This window comes from Microbulbifer sp. ABE4_465 (genome assembly GCF_056160765.1).
In genome coordinates, this window is record NZ_JBSWXV010000009.1 from 127917 (window position 1) to 152088 (window position 24172).

17 protein-coding genes are annotated in these 24172 nt (G+C 55.2%); 3 read left to right on the top strand and 14 right to left on the bottom strand.

Annotated features, from left to right (window positions below):
• Nucleotides 1-113: 113 nt before the first annotated feature.
• From ACXAG1_RS14265 to zorA, 4 genes are all read right to left on the bottom strand, one after another.
• Nucleotides 114-2984, bottom strand: coding sequence for a DEAD/DEAH box helicase (locus tag ACXAG1_RS14265; RefSeq protein ID WP_475120064.1), 2871 nt, complete (start codon nt 2982-2984; stop codon nt 114-116).
• A gap of 186 nt (nt 2985-3170) precedes the next feature.
• Complete coding sequence (locus tag ACXAG1_RS14270; protein ID WP_475120065.1) at nt 3171-5129, bottom strand: EH signature domain-containing protein; 1959 nt, start codon at nt 5127-5129, stop codon at nt 3171-3173.
• The gene (locus ACXAG1_RS14275; protein ID WP_475120066.1) at nt 5126-5890 is read right to left on the bottom strand and encodes an OmpA/MotB family protein; all 765 of its coding nucleotides are present in this window, start codon (nt 5888-5890) and stop codon (nt 5126-5128) included. The genes ACXAG1_RS14270 and ACXAG1_RS14275 overlap by 4 nt, the downstream gene beginning before the upstream one ends.
• Nucleotides 5890-8019, bottom strand: coding sequence for an anti-phage ZorAB system protein ZorA (zorA, locus tag ACXAG1_RS14280; RefSeq protein ID WP_475120067.1), 2130 nt, complete (start codon nt 8017-8019; stop codon nt 5890-5892). Before zorA ends, ACXAG1_RS14275 begins: the two co-directional genes overlap by 1 nt.
• Nucleotides 8020-8805: 786 nt before the next feature.
• On the opposite strand from zorA, the gene ACXAG1_RS14285 reads away from it, so the two are divergent.
• Entirely contained in the window at nt 8806-9024 is a 219-nt protein-coding gene (locus ACXAG1_RS14285) for a hypothetical protein (protein ID WP_475120068.1), read from the top strand.
• A gap of 63 nt (nt 9025-9087) precedes the next feature.
• Here the strand turns inward: ACXAG1_RS14285 and ACXAG1_RS14290 are convergent, their stop codons facing one another.
• A complete protein-coding gene (locus tag ACXAG1_RS14290) occupies nt 9088-9759 on the bottom strand; it encodes a helix-turn-helix domain-containing protein (RefSeq protein WP_475120069.1) in 672 nt (223 codons plus the stop codon).
• A gap of 372 nt (nt 9760-10131) precedes the next feature.
• Here ACXAG1_RS14290 and ACXAG1_RS14295 point away from each other — a divergent pair, with 372 nt between their 5' ends.
• Entirely contained in the window at nt 10132-11244 is a 1113-nt protein-coding gene (locus ACXAG1_RS14295) for a hypothetical protein (protein ID WP_475120070.1), read from the top strand.
• Between the two features lie 318 nt (nt 11245-11562).
• Here the strand turns inward: ACXAG1_RS14295 and ACXAG1_RS14300 are convergent, their stop codons facing one another.
• From ACXAG1_RS14300 to ACXAG1_RS14340, 9 genes are all read right to left on the bottom strand, one after another.
• Nucleotides 11563-12609: a FecR family protein gene (locus tag ACXAG1_RS14300; RefSeq protein ID WP_475120071.1), complete on the bottom strand. Its 1047-nt coding sequence runs from the start codon at nt 12607-12609 to the stop codon at nt 11563-11565.
• The gene (locus ACXAG1_RS14305) at nt 12606-13190 is read right to left on the bottom strand and encodes an RNA polymerase sigma factor (RefSeq protein ID WP_475091109.1); all 585 of its coding nucleotides are present in this window, start codon (nt 13188-13190) and stop codon (nt 12606-12608) included. Before ACXAG1_RS14305 ends, ACXAG1_RS14300 begins: the two co-directional genes overlap by 4 nt.
• A gap of 101 nt (nt 13191-13291) precedes the next feature.
• Nucleotides 13292-16042 carry a TonB-dependent receptor gene (locus ACXAG1_RS14310; protein WP_475120072.1) on the bottom strand — a complete coding sequence of 917 codons (2751 nt, stop codon included), beginning with the start codon at nt 16040-16042 and terminating at the stop codon, nt 13292-13294.
• A 223-nt stretch (nt 16043-16265) separates the two neighbouring features.
• Nucleotides 16266-17363, bottom strand: coding sequence for a DUF3570 domain-containing protein (locus ACXAG1_RS14315; RefSeq protein WP_475120073.1), 1098 nt, complete (start codon nt 17361-17363; stop codon nt 16266-16268).
• 187 nt (nt 17364-17550) lie between these two features.
• On the bottom strand, nt 17551-17781 hold the full coding sequence (locus tag ACXAG1_RS14320) for a DUF4266 domain-containing protein (RefSeq protein WP_475091113.1): 231 nt from the start codon (nt 17779-17781) through the stop codon (nt 17551-17553).
• 3 nt (nt 17782-17784) lie between these two features.
• Nucleotides 17785-18270 carry a TlpA family protein disulfide reductase gene (locus tag ACXAG1_RS14325; protein WP_475091114.1) on the bottom strand — a complete coding sequence of 162 codons (486 nt, stop codon included), beginning with the start codon at nt 18268-18270 and terminating at the stop codon, nt 17785-17787.
• 31 nt (nt 18271-18301) lie between these two features.
• Complete coding sequence (locus tag ACXAG1_RS14330) at nt 18302-18970, bottom strand: outer membrane beta-barrel domain-containing protein (RefSeq protein WP_475091115.1); 669 nt, start codon at nt 18968-18970, stop codon at nt 18302-18304.
• Nucleotides 18940-19758, bottom strand: coding sequence for an SH3 domain-containing protein (locus ACXAG1_RS14335; RefSeq protein ID WP_475120074.1), 819 nt, complete (start codon nt 19756-19758; stop codon nt 18940-18942). Before ACXAG1_RS14335 ends, ACXAG1_RS14330 begins: the two co-directional genes overlap by 31 nt.
• 45 nt (nt 19759-19803) lie before the next feature.
• Nucleotides 19804-22470: an HzsA-related protein gene (locus ACXAG1_RS14340; RefSeq protein ID WP_475120075.1), complete on the bottom strand. Its 2667-nt coding sequence runs from the start codon at nt 22468-22470 to the stop codon at nt 19804-19806.
• A gap of 414 nt (nt 22471-22884) precedes the next feature.
• Between ACXAG1_RS14340 and ACXAG1_RS14345 the strand changes: the two genes are divergently transcribed.
• Nucleotides 22885-24105, top strand: coding sequence for a hypothetical protein (locus ACXAG1_RS14345; protein WP_475120076.1), 1221 nt, complete (start codon nt 22885-22887; stop codon nt 24103-24105).
• Nucleotides 24106-24172 lie beyond the last annotated feature (67 nt).

Here is a 24172-nt window from a genome sequence, read left to right on the forward strand (position 1 = left end):
ATATCAATGAGTCATATCGTGCTATTTTCACGTACCACCAACTTCTTCTTTTGAGGCCAGATCCAATTCTGGATTGAATCCGGATTATTGAGATCTGCGAGTATAGAGGTTATTCAAAGCCCAAGAGACTGAATCATTTCCTTCTCACTCACGGCCTCTGGTGTGACGACAGCGTCCTTGAGCATAAGTTTCCCACGCAACAGTCGGTCTAGGTGAACGTCAAAGGAATCAAACTGTGGGTGCGTCACTGCGGGAAGATGGATGAATACCTCTTTGTCCTGACCAATACGATATACCCGATCTGACGCTTGGGCTTCCTTGGCCGGATTCCAGTGTCGCTCCAAGTGCACAACATGGTTGGCGCCAATTACGGTCAACCCTACACCTGCGGCAACCGGCGACATGATCAGCACATTAAAGCCCTCTTTGGCTTCAAACTGTGTGATCAGTTTCTTGCGCGTCATGTCTTCCGATTTTGCGGCTACCGCCTTGGTATCACCGTTGATGATTGAAACATCCAAGCCGTAGATTTGATCCAACCACAGCTTCAACAGTCGCTGCAGCTTTTTGGTCATCATAAAAAGGATGACCTTCTGCCCACTCGCCTGGATTCCATCCAAAAGCTTGAGCAATACTGCCAACTTGCCCGATTCCATCATCAGCTCGCGCGCATGCTTTCCGTCGCGGCTATACAACGAGGCCTCATCGGCGAGCCTGGGGTGAAGGGAGATCGAGCGGAGCTGACTCAATGCGGCCAGTGCAGTGCCGCGCATGTCTTCATCGTTTGCACGACGGGAGCGGTAATCCCCCAGCACATCGTCATAGACCTGCAGCTGCACACCCCGCATGGACACCCCGAGCTCTGCGACATACTGCTGCGAGGCGTGGGATGCCTGCTCCACACCACTACGTATGGTCTTGGGCGGCAACCCTTTTAGCTGGTCTTCCTTTACCCGGCGTAGCATGAAGATCCCCACGGCCTTTCGCAGCTGGTCGCCAAGACGTGCTCGGACCTCATCGCGCTCATCTTCACTGGCAGCCAGAATTGGCTTGATCCAGCTATCACGGAAGGTCTGCCAGTCTCCCAGCAATCCGGGCTGCGCAGTATCCAGCAGGCACCAGAAGTCACCCAGGCTGTTTTCAACCGGTGTTCCGGTGGCAAGCAGTTTGAAATCAGCCTTCAGCCCTTTTGCTGCACTGGTTTGCAGGGCATTGGGGTTCTTAATATTCTGCGCCTCGTCGAAAATGACCATGCCCCAGTCGATGCGGCAGAGAGAAAACTGATAATCCCGCAATGTCTGGTATGTGGTCAGCACCAAACGGCGATCCATATCCAGGCGATTTACGCCGGACTCCGGCCCAATCGCCAATGCATATCGGATGCTTTGCTCATCCATCATGCCGTCCTCATCGGCTAAAGAGGCCAGCTGAACAGATTCGCGCTCCGCCCCTTTGATCCTGAACTCTTTGAGGTCACGCCCCGATTGCAGGACCACCACATCGCGGAAAGGAACACTCTTGAAAGTTTTTCCGACTTCATCCTCCCAGTTTTCCAAGAGGCTAAGTGGTGCAACCACCAGTATCGGCTTTTGTGGCTTTTCGGCTGTTCGCTGACTGGAAAGATACTCACCCGCTGCAACCAATGACATATAGGTTTTACCCAACCCCATATCATCCGCGAGCAGACTCCCCTGCAGGCGATACAGGTTGTCATGGTCATCCTTAAGTGCTGCACCCAGAAGTTTGAGCATCCACTGAATTCCCTCGCGCTGATGCGGGAATGGCTGTCGGGCATATTGCTGCCAATCTGGCTCGTTTAATAACGTGCCGCCAGCTGCCTTGTTAAGTAGCGCGGAATTGATCTCGTCCGCATCCTTAAGGATCACCCCGACTTTTTCTTTAGCTTCGTCAATATATGCAGCTGAAGAAGCTTCCGGCACTGCCGGATCTATTGGATCTGCTGGCTGCGGGCATTCGAAAGTTTCTTTCGCTTTGGTTAGCTGTTTCTCAACAACCGCGGCATCCGATATGTCGATCGTCTCACCGGCAAACGATATGCTTTCTGCGCCCTGCTCGCGTGCGGCCTGTAATACCTCTTCGAATCGCTGCAGCTCCTCCGGCGACTGAATGACCTTGCTCAACACTTCCGGAGGGGATGGAGTCTTGTCCAGTGCAAACCAGTCATTTCGGTCGGTATCGAGACCGCCAAAGTCCATATGCTGTAGTTTGCCAATGCCGGCCACCCGGGCAGAGAAGCCGACTTCCAGGTTTACGAGTGCGGCATCGAGGAAGGCAGTGGGCGTGGCAATAAACTCGGCGACTTTGTCTGCGGGGATACGTTTGTTTCCCATCACATCTCGAATGCCGTTCATTCTGTCCTGGTCCAGCAGCACCACCCTGTTATCTATGCGCAGAACTCCGCCATCTGCGGACATATCCAGCGTTCCCCAGCGTTTTTCCAACTGGTCCGGAGTGGAACCATCGCCGAGGCAGGGGCAGAGCTGAAGGCTGCCATCGGGCAGGCGTGTAGCGGTCACGCCGATATTGTCGGGCACCACCACGTCAAGCCGCTCAAAATGGCTCAGATCGATTGGCATATCGCTACGGGCGGCAGTCTGCAGTTCGGCCATCAAACGCAAGTTCGCTGCCTCCCCGCGTTGCTCTGGAGCCAGGGATTGGTGCCGCTCCCAGGCCGCCAACCCCATAAGCTCGGAGGGTGATAACCGGTAACACTCGGTACTGGTCAAATACAGGTAAGGACCTTTTCGATTGAATGTAGCCGGGCCATCGGGCATCTCCACCGAGAGGCCTACCCGAAATCCACTATTGCCGGTGCGACCACTTATCGACGTCAGGAATCGACCGGGAAAACGGCCAGGCAACCGCAGCAATTCGGCCTGCTCATGATCCATAGCGGCAATATCTTCAGCACCAATATGGAAGCCATTGGCCATCGGTTCCGCGATGCCCTGTTCCGCAAGCATATTGAATACGGTCAACTGGACTCTTTCCAGGGTGTTGCCGAGCCCGTTATGTAAGGATTCAAAATGCTCGATCGGGAGATAGAAATTTACGCCATTGGAGTCGGCGGAAGACTGAAAGCCTTCCATAGCTTTCATGTCTTCGTCATTCTCTCCCAGGAGGGAGCGCAGCAAATCCATAACACCCATTTATTGACTCCGCTTTTTTTCGTGGTTGTATGCATCAATTGCTGCTATAGCTGTACTCGTCAAACGCCAGCCACCTTGATAGTCCTGAAAACACAGCTTGCTTAGAGCACCATTTAGAACCTGTTTGATTTCTGTTGGTTCACCGCCAATCACTTTGGCCGCAAAGCGAACATAATCACCGGGCTTATCATGAAAATAATTCAATACTTTCAATTCAAAAGGACTTAGATTGGATATTTGGTAGCCATCGCTAGCGGATAAAGTTGGCTTTAAGCTGGGTTTGCGTAGCGATTTTGCATCAATCTCAGACGCTCTCGTGGGCTTGAGTGATTCAGGAACGGGCCAGCCTGAAGTTGAACCATAATCGGCCACCCCTGCGCGACGGGTACGGGGCTCTATCGATTTACTCGAAGTGCTTTGCTCCACATACAGCGGCTCTGGTATGACCGTGCGCATAGGGTTAACTGAAGGAATACCAAATCTCTGTAATTGCTCCTGATAATCTTCGGGAGTCAACATCTGCTCTAAATCGAGCGCAATACCGTGCTCTGCAAGAAACGTAAATACGTTGTTCTGCCAAGTAACCGGAGGATGATGCCTGAAGGAAGCATAAGGTAGCGAAGGGTAGACTTTCTTGTAGTTCCTTGGAGCAGTTGTGGCCAGTTCGTAATGGCTAAAAATTTCATGCTCATACGACCTAAGTGCATCCCATGGGGAAGTTAGATAAATCCAGATCTTGAATTGATGCGACCCCTCTACCAAGTGAAAATCGCCACAATCTAAGTAAATCACCGCTTTGTCATTCATCTGCCCGTCCATTCGGGCAAAACTAGTTTTAACGTCTTCACCAAGTATACGCCTAACGGCCTCTTGAGCCTTGCCACCTAACAGCAAACGTGTACTGCGAATCAGCTTTTGCTCAAACAGCCCTTCAAGGAAAAGCTTCCTTGACGGGAACATCCGTTGCAGGTCTTTCTTTTTCTCATCGATTCCGAATTGTTCTACTGCCTGCAAGAATAGTCGTAGGTCTTCCTTCGACAACCATCCACGTACTTTCTCAATGCGTTTCTCTCCGAGCGGCTGCCACCATTCTCGGTAATTACGAGCATGACTGGCAATACGTGGATCCCCCGCCAGGTTAATTATGAAGTTTTGCCAAACCTCTCCGGGCTCCTGTCCGGTTCTATCAATGAGTATTTCAAGTGCTGCATGACCAATTCGCCTCACACCCTCGAAAGGTGCCTGGGCTACGGATGGTTTGAGTAATTCATCGAGTACCGGATCTGACTCACCAATGGGTAGATGGCGCAGAGTTTCCAGGTAGAAATGGGCCCGACATATATCTCCATATCGACCATTATCAAACCCCTGCAACCCCATTTGGGCAAAGGTTTCACCGAGTTCACGTCCTTCCTGCTTAACTCGCTCTGCGAGCTGACCAGGGCCATTTGAAGCGAGAAGCCAATGACCTTCATATTTCAGGGTTACCAATGGGTCTGCCCAGGTACTTTCAATCCTGGGAGGCGGCATCTCTTTCAACTGCTGCAGCAGCACCTGCTCTAACAGAGCACGTAATCCGCCCCACTTATCCAACTCATCGAATCGCCGAAAATACAACTGAGCCAGCTGTTGCAGAGTAATGCGTGTGAACCTGGGCTTCTGCATCTCTGTCAGCGCGGACAGAAGATGCTGATTTAGCAGTTGCTTACCTATTACTTCATCATTCAGCCAAAGCCAGGTAAGCGCCCGTGCGCCTATACGCCGCCGCAGAAGTTTCGGAATATCTTCAAACTTTTTGGTGCTGACTATTTTCCGCAAAGTAGCCAACATGCTCTCAAATGCATCGCTATTCCCATTGGCCGCTTCCAGCTTTTCCGCTTTGCTGACCAATGCACCCCAACGATCGATTTGTTGGCTATTCCAATCACTACTGGGTAACGCAGCAGGTGGCAACTTCACTGGGTGAGCTCCCCAAGTCGTTGCCTGACTTGCTCGTATTGAGCACTGCCCGGTCGGCGAATCGTGAAGCGGATGTCGATACGTCGATTTTTCTTAAAATCTTCCTCTGTAAGCTGATTCTCGACGACGGGACGAGTTTCTGCGTATCCACTTACAGAAAATAACGGCTTGTCGTCCTTATTTTTCAGGCGTGACAATTGCTCTTCATCTGAAAGCTCACTCTCCCAGAACTGCCAGAGCGAGATGGCTCGAAAAGTGGAAAGCGCCCAATTACCTTTGCCCATAAGACCATTTAGCGGCCGATTATCGGTATGTCCTTCGATGAATATCGTATCCAAAAATTCAACTCTGTTATCCCGAGAAACGACCTCATTAATGACCTTCCCAATCTCTAAAGCTTGCTGTTGATAGTCGGCGTTGATCTCGTACGCAGCGGAGCCGAAACCCAGCAGTTCATTGGGAATGCTGAGCACGGTATGATTTTCACTCACCTCAACCTTAATACCGCGATTGCGCAAAGCCTCAGCTGCTTCGTCAAGAATACTTCGACGCACTAGCTCGGCTTCTTTCAGCCTATCTATATCCTCTTCAAACTGGACCTGACGCTCCTCCAACTCTTGCTGCAGTTCCATTAGCTGCAAAATCAATATCACCGATGCCAGAATAAAGATCACCAATAGCGCCGACATGATGTCTGAGAACGACATCCAATAAGGGTTGTCTTCGTCGACCCTCACATCTTTGTACTTACCTAGGCGCATCAGCGGGCCTCCAGCTCATCCAGAATGCCACTCATTGCCTGGGCAGTTCTGTGCATCTGGTCCGCGTATGAAAGTGACACCTCGTTCCATTTGTTCATACGGTCATCAATCTGGGTATGCACCGCTCCGGCATAGCTGCGCAGCCATTCTTCCGCCTGCTTTTCGATACCTTCGACCTGATCGCGTAGCGTCTCGCCCAAACTGTTGAATTCATGACGGATGCCACTGAGGAACTGTTGCTGTGCAGCCTGCATTCCACTGAAGCCACTATTGGCCTCGCTTGCTGCCAGCTCCAAACGCTGCGCTCCCTCAAGTAGGGTGTCCTGTAGTCTCGACAACGCAGAAGCCTGGCTTTGTAGCTGTGCTGCCACATCGGCATTCTGCTGCCCAACCCTTTCAACACCTTGAGTGACGGCTTCAATTTGCTGACCCAGCGCATCAGATGCCTGACGCAAGTTCGCCGATAACAGGCCCAATTGATTCGCCGTGCTATCCATATGCTTGCTACTTTTCTCCGTAGCAAGCGTTACTTCTTTCAATTGCCCCAGTAATTGCTGGTGCTGCTCTGCCATTTCTCGACTCTGGCGCTGCCCGGCAGTCACAGCTGAAGCGATTTCGGACATGAGCTTTTCTTGCTGAGTAGCCATCGCTTCAAGTTGGGTGTTGAATCGCTGCTGGCGCCCTTCCTCACGCTGTTCGGCGGCCTCAGCGTGAGAAGTATTCTGTGCGTCAAGATTTTCAACCAAGCGGCTGAAAGTGTTTTCCAGTTCTTGTTGGCGCGCGTTTGCTGCGTCTGTTGATGATTTAATTTGCTCGTTCGCGTTGGCAGTAACTTGCTCAAGTAAAGCTTTTTGATTTCGGGCAGAAAGATCCAGCAACTCCTCGAACTTAGCCTGCCTCTCTCCATCCCGGTGCTCGGCAGCACCGAATTGATTTTGAAGTTGGTTAGTCAGGCCAGACATCAGCTCAGTGAAGCGTTTTTCCATCTGTTCCTGACGCACCTCGGCGGAACCACTAATACGCTGCAGCTGCGCCTCAAATTGGGAGGTTTGATTTTGAGCAGCTTCCAACTGCTGACTCTGCTGGTCATTCAGGCTGGTAAATAGCTGATTCAAGCGCGTACTCATATCGCTGACGGCAGTGTTAACATCAGCAGCGGCTTTCTGCATTTGCTGCCCCTGCTCCTTGCCAACCGATGTCATACCTTCCATGAAATTCCCAACTAGCTGCTCCAACACTTGAGTGGACTGCTGGCTAGTGGTGTTTACCAACGATTGAATTGCGGGCGCCATGATATTATTCAAACTGTCGGTCAGTGCCGACTGCATCGCTTCACTCACACCGGTGAGTGTTTCCTGTAATCGCTCGCCGATACGCTCATGGAGCTCCTGTAGGGCTTCCTTGCTTTCTTTGCCATACTCAGCGATATGAACCAGCGACTGTTCTGCCGGAATACGGGGATAGAGGAAATCGATCTGATGTTGCAAGCTCTGGATTGAGCTCAGAGCACTCCGCTCGAACATTTTCTCGAAAAAATTGAGCATCAAACTGAACGCAACGCCCCAAACGGATGTAGTGAACGCTACGGCAGCCCCCTGAATCATCCAGTCTATACCTTCTCGCATTTGATCAACACTGGCGTGACTGTCGATGTTGAGCTTGGTCAAACCGATCGTGAGTCCGACAAAAGTACCCAGTACACCGAGAGCTACAAGGAAGCTTGGAGCAGCCGCCAGTAGTCGGCTTCCAGTTAGTCCGCCCGCCAGGGTGCGCGAATTGAAGAAGTGATCCGCATCAAGTGTATTGAATAGGTGCTTTTGATCGGGCGACTGCACGAGGCTTTCATCGAACTCACGCCAAAGCATGCCAATATTTGGAGCCCTAAGTGCCCTGGCCTTTTCCAGTATCTCACGCCGTGTGTCCGCCAATGACTCTTTGGTCTGCCCTTCAAGGAGTGAGTACAGGGCGGACATGGATTGCTTGAATCTCTGGTAATGCACGAACACCATAACCATGGAGATCGCAAAAATTGCAGCGGTGATAACCCAGAACCAAGCGCTGACCCCACTCGTGTCTGCGCTGAAGAGAAGGGAAAAATCCGGCCAGAGAAGTTTCAGAAGATCCAGCATTTCAAAGAATCCAAGACATATTGGCAATTAATTTGGCGCAAATGGCGCAATTCAGTATCGACCGGCGGCTACGATTGAGTGCAAATGTGCTTACGAAAACACATGAACCACTTTATAAGTCCACCCAAAACCGATTAATTAGTCGAATCACCCAATCCTTCGAGGGTTCGTGCAACTTTAATCACTACGCGTGATGCGATTTTGAAGCTAGTCTTAATGGCCAAGCACCAGCTCACCAATCTGTGGCGAACAGAACCACTGAAATGCACTCCAACACCCATCCCGGCAGAGTGGTCTAGTCCTAGTCCTGCTCGCGGTCGATTTGCAGCCACGAATATCACCGCAAGGGATAAGCCACTGTGCGTTTTGTGATCAGCATCACAGAATACCCGTTTAATTTGACGCCTACCAGATGCTCCCAGATACCGGCTTGCGCATTTCGGTCATTTTGCTAATTAATTAAGTGATTTAGAAAGGAGACCACCTTCTTAGGGCAGGACAATGCAGCTGGCCGGATTTATATGGGAAATGAAATGCTGGCCAATAATAGCCAAAAACTATCATGCCTTGGAGAGAAGTTCGCCCGGCCAAGGGGGGGGGGGACTGAATTCGGCTAGCCGATGCTTGAAGCCAAAGTTAGACTTTTCAGTACTACTGACGTTAACTTTTAGCTCTCTCTCAGTAAGGTTGCTGACCGATCAACCACTCAGCAGGAAACGGCTAGCGCAGGTGGGAAAGTGATGATTTTAAGGGGTTTATTATGGCGAAGGCTGAGCTCAGATAAAGATGAAGTCCAATGAAGCGTTCGACCCCAGGCAAGTGTTCGATGCGGTAGATCTGGCAAGGGACAGTGGCGAATTGGCTTGCGTCGTTACAAGGGCCGCTGTTCGATATCAGGCCTCCAAGGCGCACCCGGGCAAGCTGGAACGTATTGATGAACATGGGATAGTGACCATTGGCACGTTCGAGAAAGGCGAATTCGTGCCAATTACTGGCGAGGATTAAGGAAGAGCATTGCAGAAAAACCGAGGCGTTCGAAACCACGAATTCAAACTCTGCCAAACTGTGTCAGCGTCCCTCCACCAATGCTTGAACTATTGCTACATCACCACCCGCAGCGAGCCAGTCAGCGACGGAGGCAGCTCTATCAACACCGATCTGTATATCCGGATCAGGAACTGTAAAAAAACGGATAATTGTCAGTGGGTGCCACCCCTGCGTTGCCGATAGTAACTCGTCTAAATGCGGCAGGATCCCTTCTGATGTGAACTGGAAGCTCGGAAATCGACATTCTTCATTAGAGCCAATTACAAAAAGCTTTCCCGCATCTACCAGCCTCTGCACCTTTGAGTCGCTTAGCTTTAGTTTTTCTGCGACTTCCCGAGCAGTCAGCCCCTCAGTTAATACTTGCTGATATCGGTTCTGCTGCGCTGCGCGGGCATCTGCGATCTCTTGCTCTGAGGCCAGCGGTAATACCTCTCCACCACCTAGCGTCAGGAGCTCATCATGGCTGAGCGCGGTTTGAGCCATCTCAACTTCACCCAATTCAGACAAAGCGCTTTCGAGAATGCTAGCCGGATCCAGCCCGTGCGCATTGAGCCGTCTTGCCGCCCTGAGAAGCCGCCGCAAACGATGACTCTGAATTATATGGGCCGAGTTTTCAATCAGCGCCGAAAGCTGGTCGTCAAGAGTCTCATCACGCCTACTGACCACTAAGCCCTTGCTGGTCAAATCACTCATATTTTACAAGTACCTAAAAGAATCCGCATTTTTGAGCCTAGATACCACTGCTCCTCACCGTAACTTTTAGGAGTCCTACAGTGACATCACAACTTGTAATCAACATTTCGCCATGGATCGGCCGCTTCAGCGGGCTCTGCAGCCGTATGTATTCTTGAACACGCCAGTGTGTCATTACACCGTGCCGTCATCTAGACAGACTATTGGAAGCCGGATAAACTTTCTTCTTAGGTGCCCACCTTACTTGCACACGAGTAAAAAAAGGCGTTGCTTTCGCTGCCACTTTAAACCTCTCTATAAGCCTCGTCGCCGGGGACTTAAACGTGTGCGTCTGACCCGAATTTGGCGTGGCGTTTTGGAAAGGTTTTTGCCATGACTATCAAAGAACTTGCGCACGCTGCGCAAAAGCACCTTCAATCCAGCATTGGTTTTTCTTTTAAGAAAGCGCATACCTACGAGCTACTTGCCGCTTCGTTTGGTTTCAAATCTTATGCTGCATTCAAAGCCGATACCGTTTTCACCACGTTCAGGGAAGCTGAAAACCCCATTCTTCCGAATACCACGGGTCAGTCACAGCGGTATATCGAACTTGGTTACCCATCAAACACTGCCACCCTGGCACTATCTGCACTTCAGTTTTTTTTAGCGGAGCAGCGAATAGGAGCTGTGAAGATTTCCGGTCTCATAGATTCGATCCGAGAGGAGTTTTCGGTACATTTAGAAGGCCTCAATGTTTCCGATGCGCCGCCATTCGACTTTTGCGATCCAGACTGGGCTAACACGCTGCTACTAGATGGGTTGAAAAACGCCTCCGACAAAGGTAATGCCAACGCACACTATGCGCTCGCGCTGATCTATTGGCCAGACGATGAATATGATCAAGACAGTGGTATAAATTCATACTGGTATGAGCAGGCCCAAAAAGGTCGAACTTTAGGTCCGACTGAGAAGCAATGGGCCGATGAGTATGAAGCTAGCCTCAACCAGGCAAGGAAACATGAATTTCATCTCAGGGAAGCTGGTCAACGCGGTAATCCTCTAGCACTGCTGGGCATGGCGGAACACTATGGCGATATGACATTTTTCGAGCTTGGATTAAGCGAAATTGATGCGGAACCAATCGACGTTGCAGCGATCGCCGAGCAAATTGGGCATACTGTTGGTACAAAACATTGGCTTACGATAGCTGCTGAGCAGGGAAATACAGATGCCATGCTACAGCTCATTGAAGATTATGATGGAAGTGATCTAAACAGGTGCTGGACATGGATGTACCTCTCGCAGCTGCTTGGCACTGACTTGTCACAAAGCGGCCACTACGCGATCCACGAGGACGGGTCACTCTATGACGATGATGTTGGAGGACCAATGTTTGTTGGTGGCCGGGACGCTGTCACGCTTGATCCGATTAGTTCAGAGCAAGCATCCCATGCCAGGCTTTCCGCGCAAAACCTATTTGAAAGGATACAGCGCCAGGGCCACTAGATCTGTCTCTGGTGCTGTGATGGAGCCATAGGCCGGAGCGACTACACTTCTGGGACTGAGCTTGCTAGGGTGTTGCAAAACAGACTTGCAATATTGAGGATATCGCTAATCTGTGGTTATAGCTGTGGTTACCCACCGATTCGCACCACTTGCACCTAGACAACACAAGAGCGTCAGACGATGTTTCGATTCCGCCTCTGGGCACCATACCAAAAAAGGCCGCTCCCGATAGGGTGCGGCCTTTTTTGTATGTACCGGAAAGCACAATGCCCGGGGATGACCCCGGGCGCTTATACGAAGCTTTTCAATACGGTAAATTCAGTGCTCCACACTACCGGGCCAGATAATCACCCGCCCGTCTGGCTCCCGGAATACCCGTACCGGCAGCGACTGCTCGAGCATGGCCACCAAGGTTTCGGCCTGATCAGCGGTAAATGCGGTGGTCACACGTAAATCTTCGAGTTCCGGAGTACCGATCACGATACGCTGTTTGCGGTAGCGATTGGCATCGGCGACAATTTCCGCAAGGGGGGCATCCCGGTAGCTGAATTTGCCCTGGCGCCAACCGGCGACCTGTGCGGCGTCAACTTTACTGATGCGACTCACCTGATCCTCGCGCACCTTGACCTGCTGGCCCGCGGTCAGCCGCACTTTGCTGCCTGCGGTTGCGCCAGACTGACCCTGCGGCCTGGCTGCCACATCGACGATCCCCTCTTCCACCGTCACTTTTACCGCCGGGTTCATTTTGTTGCCGGCGTTGACGTCAAAGCGGGTACCGATCACGCGCACCTCAGCGCCCTGGGCGCGCACAATAAACGGGCGACTGGAATCTTTGCGCACGGCGAAAAATGCCTGGCCGCGCAGCAGTTTGACCTTGCGCGCGGCGGCTCCAAACTCCGTTTCAATGGCGGAGTCACCACCAAGGGTTACCAGGGTACCATCGGGCAGGGTGACCTGGCGGGTTTGCGCGAGCTCCGATGCATAGCCATGTGCAGAATCACTCTCGCTCTGCCAGGGCGCCAGAAACACAACGCCGACGGCGAGAATCAGAGTGCAGGCAAACGCGAGGCCACTCAGGGGGCTGACGCCCAAGTAGCTTCTGAGGTTCTGTAACAGACTGATAAAAGCGCCGGGCCGACGCAGTCGAGCGCCTTCGTCACTAGCGGCGAGAACAGCGAGACTGCGGTCAATCTGCTCCAGCTGCTGGTAGGCGTCTCGGTTGCCCCCCTGTTGCAGCCAGGTGTCGAATGCGTCCTGCTCAGCGGCGTATAGCGGACGTTCAGCTCGCAGCATGAACCACTCGCGGGCTTCCGCTTCGATCCGCCGGATATCGGTTTGCGGATGACTGTTACCAGTCGCCATCATATTTCTCCACCGTACTTACCACCATTGACCCGCAGGGCTTCCTGACATCCTGCGAGGGCTTTGGCCACGTGTTTTTTCACTACCGTGGCGGAGAGCCCTTCTCGACGCGCGATTTCCGCGTAGGAGAGCCCGTCGACACGGTTCATCAATAACAGCCGCCGGCGCTTGTGGGGCATGCTCCACAGGGCGCGACTGATCAGGCCGAGAAACTGCCGGCCAGCCGCTACCCGCTCGGGGCTGCGACTATCCTGTTCACGGTCGGGGTCGCCCTGCACGGATTGCGCGTAACTTTCCCGCACCTGCCCTTTGCGCAACGCATCGATGGTTGCATTGTGGACGGAGCGGTAAAGAAAGGCGCGAACATGCTCGATATCGCCCTGTTGCAGTTGCGGTGCCATCCGGGCAAATGCCTCTTGCACCAGATCCTCGGCCTCGCTGTAGGACAAACCGAACTTACTCACCGCATATCGACACAGTTCCTGCTGATACTCGCGGTAGTAGAAATCCAGGTCCCTTTCGATCTCGGGCACCCTCCGGTCGTCACTATCGGGCGTCATCGGGCTCGCCAACGCTGTCGCCATGGATTCTCTTCACCATTCTTTTTGTTATCGGATACTACTCTCGTCGTTAGAACGGGTGGGCGGGAAAGAACGTCCCCCCTGCGGGGAGGTTTTTTTGCGATTCAGTCAAAATGTAGTCCCAGGCGCACGCCAAAGGTGCGCGGCGGGTTGTAGTAGTAGGCGGGAGTGGCCACATCGGCTTCGTGCACATCGCTCGCCAGCAGGGTGTTTGTGAGATTGTCCCCGTAGAGATCTAACCACCAGTTGCCATCTACGGGCTGCAGCTTCAACCCGACGTTCAGCAGGGTGGCTGCACCGCGGCGGTCAATATTGCGGGTGGCACCGGCGGGATCCTCTACCCAGTCGCCGCTGTCGTTCTCCAGGAGCCAACCGGTCCGGTTACCCCGATTGGCCTCGTCAAAGTACATACTGGTTGTGTAGCGCAGGCCCCCGCGGGCGGTGGCCCGCAGGCGGTCGGTGAGGGTGAAGCCGTGCCGGTAGTTGAGCCCGAGACTGAGACCGGGTACCTGCTTTAGGCGATTGCCACTGAAGTCCACCAGGTTGGTAATTTCCGGATTGTCGGCACCGGGGTTCCAGGTTCGGCCATGGTCCGGGTACTCGTTGTCCACGGCCAGGAAATGGTCGTAGCGCGCGTCCAGCCAGGACAGGAATCCACTGACCCGACCATTGTGACTGGACGCCCAGTTGAGCTCCAGCTCGAGGCCGCGGATGGTGGCACTGGGGGCATTGGTGCTGCGAATCAGCTCGGTGCCGTCCTCCTCTACCGCAATCCCCGACACCTGCAGGTCCCGGTAGCAGGTGTCAAAGAGGGCGCCGTTCAGGGTCATGGCGCCATCCAGCAAACCCAGCTTGAACCCCAGCTCCACATTGGCACTGGTCTCCGGCCCGACGTAGGCGGCGCCACTGTTATTGCGGCGAATCAGTGCCGCCAGTGCAGATTGATAGGCCGGATCGCCCGCGCCGTCGTACTCCCCTTGCAGGCTCGCACCATCCTGCACGATTCCGGGTTTGAACCCTTCGGCATAAAGTAAATACAGCAGCAGGTCATCACTGGGTTGATAGCTGACGCGTGTCATCACGGTCGTGCTGCGCCACGCGCGATCCACATCGTTGTAGTTGGCCACATAGCACTGATCGGCCGATGCGGAGGCATCGTTTACCGCAATGTCGCCAAGTACACCGCCGCGATCGGTGCGGATCAGATCAGGGCAGGCAATATTGCGCCCACCTCGGTCGTACCGCTGATCGCGTCCGCTCCGGGCACCGGCACTGACCTGCCAGTTGTCGGTAATATCGTAATCCAGCTGCCCGTAAACCGCGCTCATGCGTGTGCCGCGATCCGGCTGTTGAAAACTGTGCGCCGGCGCTCCCCCCCAGCCACTGCCATTGGCCAGCTGGTGCTCGAGATCGAAGCGGATTGCATTTTTTTCCGCGAAGTGAAAATACGCCAGCAACCAACGCAACTGCTGGTCATCGCTGTTTTTCAACTGCACTTCGTGCTGGCGCGCGCGATACCGCGACCAGATGGTGCGATTACTCTGGTGATACAGCGCGGGATCGGTCTCACTGCCCACCGGGCCGGTGCGGTCCGCATCCCAGTCCTGGCTGCGACGGGTAATCCCGTAGCCACTGATGTACGTGAGGGTGTGCGCAGATGGCAACTGCAGCTCCAAGCGGCTGCGCCAGGCATCCTGGTCCAGCTCGGTGCGCCCGGGGGTGTCGATGACTACCGGCGTGTCGTAATCCACTATGGGCAGACTGCCCGCCCCGCGGTCTTCAAAGCGCTCGTAGCTCAGCCACCAATTGAACAGGCCTTCACGCTGCCAGGCGGAGCTGAGGCGATAACTGTACAGGTCGGTATTGTTATAGCGGTCACCGGCTCTGGCATAGACGGAGTCATCGCTGTATTCGATGGGACTGTCCGCCAGGTGCTTGACCGCAGCCCAGCGCAGCGACCAGTCCTCGTTCAGCGGTGCGTTGGCGACCGCGGCCAGCTTCTGCTCCTGAAAACTGCCCATGGACGTGCTGAGTTCCGCCGACCACTCGCGCTCCGGGCGCGCTGTGTGATAGTTGATGACACCGCCCGTGGAGTTGCGCCCGAACAGGGTACCCTGGGGGCCGCGCAAGACTTCGACCCGATCTAGGTCATACAGCAGTACCGCAGTGCCCTGCACCCGGCTGCTAAAGATGCCGTCCACATGGGTCGCCACGCCGGAGTCTCCCGCCTCGGTGTGGTTGTCAGAGCCGACACCCCGCAGATACAGCATGGATGCGGTGTGGTCCCCATTGCGGGTGACCTGCAGACTCGGCACCTCCGCAGCCAGCGCCTCGAGACTGTCGATGTTGCGCTCCTGCAACAGACCACCGTGCAGCGCGGTCACCGTCATCGGTGTGCGCTGCAGGTTTGTACGACGCTTACTGGCGACCACCTCGATTTCTTCCAGCAACGGGCGGACGTCTTCGGGAATTCGGGTTTCTATTTCCGGTTCGGCAGACTCCTCAGGGGAAGGCAGTATCACGATGCCCTGCCCGTCCACCCGACGATACTGTAACCCGGACTCGGCAAGCAGCAGGCGCATCGCCTCGTCGATACTGAACATTCCGGTCAGTGGGGGCGCATCGAGGTGGGCGTGCCCTTGCGCGCCAACCATAACTGCGAGGCCGGTTTCGCGGGAGAACGCCAGCAGTGACTGCTCCAGGGACTGGGCCGGGAGCTGGAAACTGTAGAGTGCGGATCCAGAAAGCGTCGGATCCTGGACTTTCGATTCGGCAACAGCAATGCCGGCCGGAATGGCACTCAGCTGCGTCGCCAGGATCCGGGCGCACATTGACCTGAGGTAGGTCTTGAGCATAGGCAGTTCGTCATCGCTGATGCCCGCGGGGGCGGGGTCGGGCGTGCGACGGCAGCTTGCTGGCGGTACTAGATCACAACCACCACGGCTTTCGGCTCACACCCGATCACTTATTCTGTTGTGTGGAAAACATACAACAATAGTCAGCGGGGTGACAAGATAAGACGCGCCGCAGCGGGAGAACCAATCCCCCAATCTGCGGACCTCGTCTGGTTTCGAACAATTAAAACCACATGGACCAGAACGCACGTACTACGTGGGCATTGAAACTATAGGCAGGCTCTTCACCGGGCAGGTAGCTGCCATCGCCATCGTGCACACGAACATCGTGGAAGTTCTCGTAATCGAACAGGATGTAGTCCCAGTAGAGGTTCAGTGTATTTTTACGATTGAACAGTGCCCAGCGCTCGGGCATCTGGTAGGAAACCCCGAAGCCGATCGCGGTACTGCTGAAATCGCTCAGTTCTTTATCCCGAGCGCGGAAATTGGTCGCGTTTGCGTAGGGGAACAGGTCACTGTAGAAGTCCGCACCGTCCTGCTTGTAAAAGCGCAGCTTGCCTTCGAGGATCAGGTTTTCACTCTCCAGCGGGTGGGTGTAGCGGAACTCCAGGTTATCTGCCTCGATTCCCCAGCTGTCCGCGTAGCGGCGGTATTCGGTTTTTATCGCGGCGCGATAGGGCAGGCGGTATTTAGCGCGCAGGGCTACCGCGTCGCTGTTGCGGGTAGTCGGGTAGAGCTCCGCCTGGTAACTGAACCCGGTTCCGGAATTGGAGTCCAGGTAGCGCACGCTGCGGTAGGGATTATTCAGAAACCCTTCATCCGCTACGGTTTCCACACTCAGCTCGGCGATCAGTTTGGTGGTGAGAATCTGACTCCAGCCCAGGGAGTAGCGGCGGTGCTCCGCGTGCTCAAGAAAGTTCTCGTCGCCATTGCGCATCACATCGTCGCTGCCGTAAGTGGCACGCATGGACAGGGTGCTGAGGTCGCCGAAAAAATCCTGTGAGATACCGAAGCCAACCGTCTCCGCCTGGTAGTCGTTTTCGCTGGAATTGGTGTAACTCAGGCTCATGGTGGTTTTATCCACCAGGTAATCCGCCCCCACAGAAAATTCATCCCGCTGCTCTGTGTAACGACTGGCGGTGGCCTCCACGTCAATGGACGCGCCGGAAATCATATCCACGTAATAGTTGGCCGACAGGGATACCGTATTGCCAATATTTTTACGCACCAGGATCGAAGGGCCATCAATGGTGACACCACCGCCGCTATAGCTGTGATACAGGGTATCCGCGCGCTCTTCCGACAATACCGCGGCATTCACCACTGGCGACACCACGAAAACCAAACAGAGTAAAAATCGCTTGAGAGCGTCGCGAGCGAACGCGATTTGGTGAGCGCCGGAGCACAGCGCCCGCAGCGCACTTTTTGTGCGTGAGGAGACGCCCGGGCTGGCGCTCCAGCACCGCCGACCGCCAAAGCGTGGAGCGCAGTAGCTCTCAAGTGATTTTTTAGTTGCAGCCACAACCGCCTCCAGACCCACCTTCGGCGCCGCGGGCGGCTTCACGCGCTTCATAGACGTGGTTCATAAAACCGGCCGCCACGGGATCCCGCTCAAAACTCATGATCGGGTCGGCGAGGTAGTGCCGCTCGTACGGCTTTACCCAGGGCTCGGGCATGATGGTTTCGCAACCACCCAACAACAGTAGAGCCGGCAATAACAGAAGCGCGCGCATGGTCATGGCTTATTCCCGAATCAATTCCTTGATGATTTTTTTGTATTCGGCTTCGTCGCCAGTGCGATAGCCCTTGTGCACATAACGCACGTTGCCGTCCCGGTCGATAAAAACGGAGCTCGGCATGGCTTCCACACCAAACAACTTGCTCACATCACTTTGGGAATCGAAAAGCACCGGGAAATCTACCGGAATCTTATTCAGCATCGCCTGGGCATCCTGCGGATTTGCATCCACATTCACACCCCACACCTGAAAACCCACAGGTTCGTAACGGGCGTGAAGGTCGTTCAGCAGTGGCATTTCCTCGCGACAGGGACCGCACCAGGAGGCCCAGAAGTTCAGCATGATCACTTCGCCGCGCTGTTCGCTCAGCTTGAGGTTGCCATCTTTGAGGGAAGCCAGGGTGAAATCACTGGCTGGCACCTTGGCAATGGCGGGGGCTCCCGCGAGAAGAGCGGCGCTGGTGCAGAGGGCGGCTATCAGTTTACGCATGGAATAACTCCAATGGTTTTCTTTGTTGTGATTAGAAGTAAATCGACACGCCCAGCTGGGCGGACAGGTTATTGGTATTCAATGGCTCGCCAAAAATCTCGTGCTCGAAAATATGGTCGCGCACGTCCAGGCGCAGTGCGAGCCAGTCCTGGGCCAGCATGCGCACACCGGCGCCGATGTTGTAGGTGAAGTGTTCCTCACCGGCAAAATTGGTATTGCCGGCGCCGCCGATCAGGTACAGGTTGCTGTTGAGGGCAAACTTGTCGAGGATAAAAATCTCCCCGGGCAGGAAATTCCAGGCCAGGGACAGGTTGTACATGCTGAGGTCGCGCTCGTCCTCGGTCAGCAGCGGCGCCGAACCACTCAGCCGCTCGTAACTGGACTCCCCGAGCGTGGACTGGGCGTAGGCCGCCTCCATAAAGAAATCTTCATTAATGTGGTAAGCGAGGCTGCCGCCGATCATGCGGCTGGTACCGAAGTCTTCCACACTGAGAATGCCACCCAGGTACAGGGTGAACTCGAAGTCCTCACTGTCGATTTTGGCCTCGCGGATTTCGCGACGCTCCAGGTCCGGGGAAATAATATCGTCGATTTCCTGCCCCGCTTGTGCGAGTGCGGCAGAGGAAAAGGGGACCGCCGCGGCGCCCGCCAGCAGCAGGCCCGCGAGTTTTACATAAATACGTCGAATCCGAGTTTCCATTCGACTATCTCCTGGTTTTCGTCCCGCGAAGTGAGCAGGTAATGATTGGCAACTTCCGCGCGCAGGGCAAAGCGACGGGATAAATAGGTAGTAACACCGAGACCCGCGAGCATGGCGGTATCCTTGCGGTCTTCGGTCGCAACAATGGTGGCGTTGGGAGAGGTGATGTTTACCCCGGTACCCAGCAGAAAGTACGGGGACAGACGCCAGCGCGGAAACGGCTGATGTACTACCGCTATCTGATAGGTCTGGCTATCGGAATAGGCGCCGATGGTCTGCGCCGCGCGCACTTCTGCAGAAATATTGCCGGTAAAGCGGTAACCCAGTGAAAGTCCCATGGAGTTGGCACCGGCAAAGTCACCGTAGGCAAACCCCATACGCAAGCTCTGCTCGTGATAGTCGTCAATTCCGGGCGTGGGTACTGCGACCTGCTCACCTTGCGGGGTGTAGATTTCGTCCAGCTCGGCAATCTTGGCCCAACCCGTCTTGCCGCTGCGGGTCATCACCTTGACCCAGTCGGTGCGACGCTTGAGTAACCACAGCGGCTCACCGTACTCGACCACGTGATCAATCACGTAACCGCGACCAGGGCCGGTGTAAAGGTTCAGGAATTCCGCCCCGACAATGACCTGCTCGCTGTCGAATGACAGTGTTTGCGGCTGACGCTCGTCGAACTGGTGTGCGGAGAAGCTGTCGGTGACCAGTTCATCACTGGCAGTATCCGACTGTGCGTGAACGGGAGGCGCAATGCTCCCCAGCACCCCCAGGATAAAAAGGGCCGTGCTCACTGCCACGCCCCCATGTGCTCTGAAACCGAGCTGCCTGTTCATTTTTTAGTTAACCGGCGCTTCAAATGGATTGTTGTAATACTGCGCACCGATATCCAACCATTCGGAAATCAAACGCAACTCCGCAGCGGATAATTCTCCCTCATGTACGCCCCCGGCTTCAAACACATTGAAGAAGCGGCTGGCGTTGGCGCCGTTGGTGTCCATGATCCGCTGAATATTGACGGTAACCATAACAGGAATCGGGTTGCCATCGGCATCCAGAATTAATTCGCCATCTTCATCGGTCTCGAACAGAGGATTGCCGTTGTCGTCCGTATCCTGCACCAGCACATTCTGCACAGCGCCATCGCGCAGCTCCTGTGTCGGGTTATCGAAGATCAGCTCCACATAGGAGGTACTGTAATTGGTATTGACCCCGGACTGATCACCGCGCAGGTCAAGCTGGCCCGGCGGCACCTGCGCCATGCCGTCGGCATCGCGATTGCTGTGACAGGCGGTGCAGGTGCGATCTTCCAGCACCACACCCATCTCGTCGGTAATTTCCCGGGGCAGATCCCAGATTGGCTGGATGTGGTCCGGGTAGTGGATGATGGTGCGACAATCCGTGCTCCATCCGCTCTGGCAGGCCACGCTGGTAGGCGCCGGGGTCGGCAGATCACTCATCAGCAATTCGCTGGCAGGGTCCTTGTCGCGCAGCGCCGGATCGGTCCAGTGATCGACAAACTTGAGGTCTCCTTCCAGTTCCGGATGGCCGGCGATACGCGCCAGTACCTGCGCCATGGTTTCGCCCATGTCGGCAATCAGCGCAGGTTCGGTGTTGGGGAAGGGTGCGGCGCTGGTGGCTGCGCCGGCCCAGGCCGCAGCCGGTTCTTTGTCCGTGCGTCCGTGGGGCACTTCACTATCGCGGGTGTGGCAGCCCTGACACTTGCGCACCTCCCCGGCACGGAACTGCAGCCAGTTGTTGTGGCGCCCTACGATCCGGCGGCCATTGGCATCCACAACGGAAATCGCCAGGGGCATATCCGCAGGCACCTTGACCCGCACCGAGCCGTCCGGCTGCACCGGGGTGTAACCGATAATTTCACGCATCAGCTGGCTGCGATTGCGGCCAAATGCGGAGCGGTCAAAATCCAGCGTGTCGCGGTCGGGTATACCGACCGCTTTGACCACCCGCAGAAAACGTGCCGGGCGCTCGGCGGCAGTGGTTTGCAGTGGATCGGCGAGCACATCAATATCCAGTACTGCGCTGCCGTCAAAGTCGTAAACACTGCGAATATCCAGTACCGCCATACCCTCTTCGTAGAGGTCACGGTCGATATCGATACCGGGAATCGGCTGGGGAATAAATTCCGCTACCGGGCGGGTATCGGCAGTAACCGCTTCGCTGATCATCATGCCTTCCTCCGGCTGTATGATCGGGCGCTGGGTGCCTTCGCCGTAGTCGTATATCCACAGTCCGTAGAGCGGGTCGGCGGGGACAATATCCGGTGTCGCCAGCCACTCGTCGGTACAGGGCTGCGGGGTTTCGGTTTCCGGGTCGATCACCCGGCATTCACTCCAGCTCACCAGCAGGCGGCTGGTGCCATCGTGAAACGCCCAGGCATTGGCAAACAGTCCATGGGGCGACAGGCCACCATCGGTAATCACCTGCTCGACGGACAGGGATTCCTGCCCTTCCAACACGCCTTCCTGTTCCGGCTCACTGTAGGCCTCGGTGTAATTCTCCCCGTCGATAACCACCATATCGCCGCCGTAGGTAATACCCTCCGGGGCCCGCAGGGTGACGAGAATTCGACCATCCGGCATCTGCTGGGGTTTGCTGAAGGTTGCCGGGATCGGGTCTTCACCGCTGCCAGCGCCTGTCGCCTGGCTGTGGTAACCGTAATAAAACTGAAGATCCGTACCGTCAGGTTTTACGGTGTAGAGACTGAGGCGATCCACCCCGCCCATATTATCCCAGCGGTTGAACAGGATGCGGCCACTGGACAGCACTGTTGGCGACAGGTCGTGGCTCTGGTTGTAGGAGATCTGCTGGATATCGCTACCGTCGGACTCCATCACATGCAGAACAAACGCAGCTTCATCCAGGTTTTCAGCCAGGGCGGAAAACTGCGGCTTGTTGTCGTCGAGCAGTAACGCGCGGGAGCGGCGCTGGCGGGTAGAGGTAAACACCAGGCGACCGTCAGGCAAAAAAGCCGGGGATATATCATCCCCTTCCTCGGCGATCAGGTCAGACTGAATAACCCGCTTGAGTTGCGCCGTGTCGAATTCATACAGCCAGATATTCCAGCTGGGCTGTTCATCGTCGTCCAGGCCATCGATATCCGGCGCGCGCATGGAAAATGCCAGCTGGCTACCATCGGCTGACACCGCCAGATCTTTTACGTCGTAGCCGCCTTCATAAACAATGCCCGCTTCTTCGTCACTGACAAACAGCCCTTCCGTCAGAGAGCGCTCCGGCGCACTCGCAGTGGCGCGGTCGCGCAACAACAGCTCGGCACCGGGATTAAACGCGGAGGGCATATAGATGCTGTCACCCATCAGCGCGTCATCTTCATCGCGATTGAGTGCGCGACGCACGTACACCACGGGGTAATCCACCACCACCGGGTCTTCCGCCTGGTCGCCACCGCCGAGACTGGACCCGTCACCAGACCCGCCACCGCACCCTACCAGGGCAACTGCGGAAAAAATCGACAGTAGTGACAATTTCCGGCCAACCGCCGCAGCCCGCGTGCAAAAAATGTTCAAGAGTCCACCTCTTTTATCGCCACCCCTGTGCGCGGCGTTGTATTTTTCAACAATTTTTGTGAATTTTTAGCGACAGCTCACCCGTGCCACGTAGTACTCACTCACCGCAGCAGCCGCAGAATAGCTGGATATTCGCCAGCCAATGACGCCAGAATAATTTCTGATTCTCCCGTTTGGTCTGGGTAATCTCAAGTTGTGCACAAGTAATTTGCCAACCAGAACACGCTTTATATTTTTGCCGCTGGCGTATCCCTCCGCATTCTTTACTATCTGGCGAGGTTACAACGCATACAGTCCCCACGGTCAGACCCAGATGGCAAAACCCCTTTGGCGAAACCCGGGCACGAGAACCAGACGCGAACAAATCCAATCATGAAAATAAATTCGCCCGCCGCGCGCGCACTGCTCGCGGCGACCGCCTGCTTCGGCGCCTCGCTCCCCATGTCTGCCGTCGCCGGCCCGGAAGAGCAGGCGGCGCAAATGCACAGCCGGCTGACCGGGGTAAAACCCAGCATCGAAGTGCTCACCGCCATGGCAGAAGACATCGCCAGTGGCGATGCCAACGCCGCGGCTGAGCGGGCGATGGAAAATGATGCGTTCTACAACGTCACCCTGAAAAACCTGGTGACGCCGTGGACCAACCGCGATGGCGACAACTTTGCACCGCTGAACGATTACACCGCAACAGTCATTGGTATGGTGCGCGACGACGTGGATTTTCGCGAGATTCTCTCCGGCGATATTATCTACACTGGCGCTTCCGGGTTGGGCCTTCCCGCTTACAGCAGTGCCAACAACGACCATTACGAGTCACTGGAAGCCGCAGGATATCCACTGCAGACGACACTGGAGCGAAAGACACAATCTTCCGTTACCGGCCTTCCCAGTGATGCCACCGCCGGCGTGATGACCACACGCGGCGGCGCCAAGGCGTTTTTCTATGCCGGCACCAACCGTGCCATGTTCCGCTTTACCCTGATGAACCATCTGTGCCGTGATCTGGAACAGGTGCACGATACCTCGAGACCGCCGGATCGTATCCGCCAGGATGTAAGCCGCAGTCCCGGCGGCGACAGTCGCGTATTCCAGAACAATTGCGTGGGTTGCCACAGTGGCATGGACCCCATGGCCCAGGCCTTCGCGTACTACAACTTCGAGTACGACGTGGACAATGATCCCACCGGCGAAAATGGCCGACTCGACTACAACCGCGCCGGTGAAACCGACCCGACCACCGGAACACGCGTGCAAGCGAAAAACCATATCAACAGTGCCACCTTCCCCTACGGCTTTGTCATTCCCGATGACAAATGGGACAACTACTGGCGCGAGGGGCCCAACCTCCATCTTGGGTGGAGCGAAGCGCTGCCCGGCTCTGGCAACGGTGCAAAATCCATGGGGCGGGAACTTGCCAACAGTGAAGCCTTTGCCCAGTGCCAGGTCACCAAAGTATTCGAACAGGTGTGCCTGCGCGCACCGGAAGACAGCAGCGACCGCAATCGTATCGACAGCATCACCGACAATTTCACCAGCAATGGCTACAAACTGAAGCAGGTATATGCCGATACTGCTGCTTACTGTGCGGGGGAATAAATTCATGAAACACCAAACCGCACTCAGTGATTCTTTTGTTACCAAAACCCCGCTGCAAGCCATATTC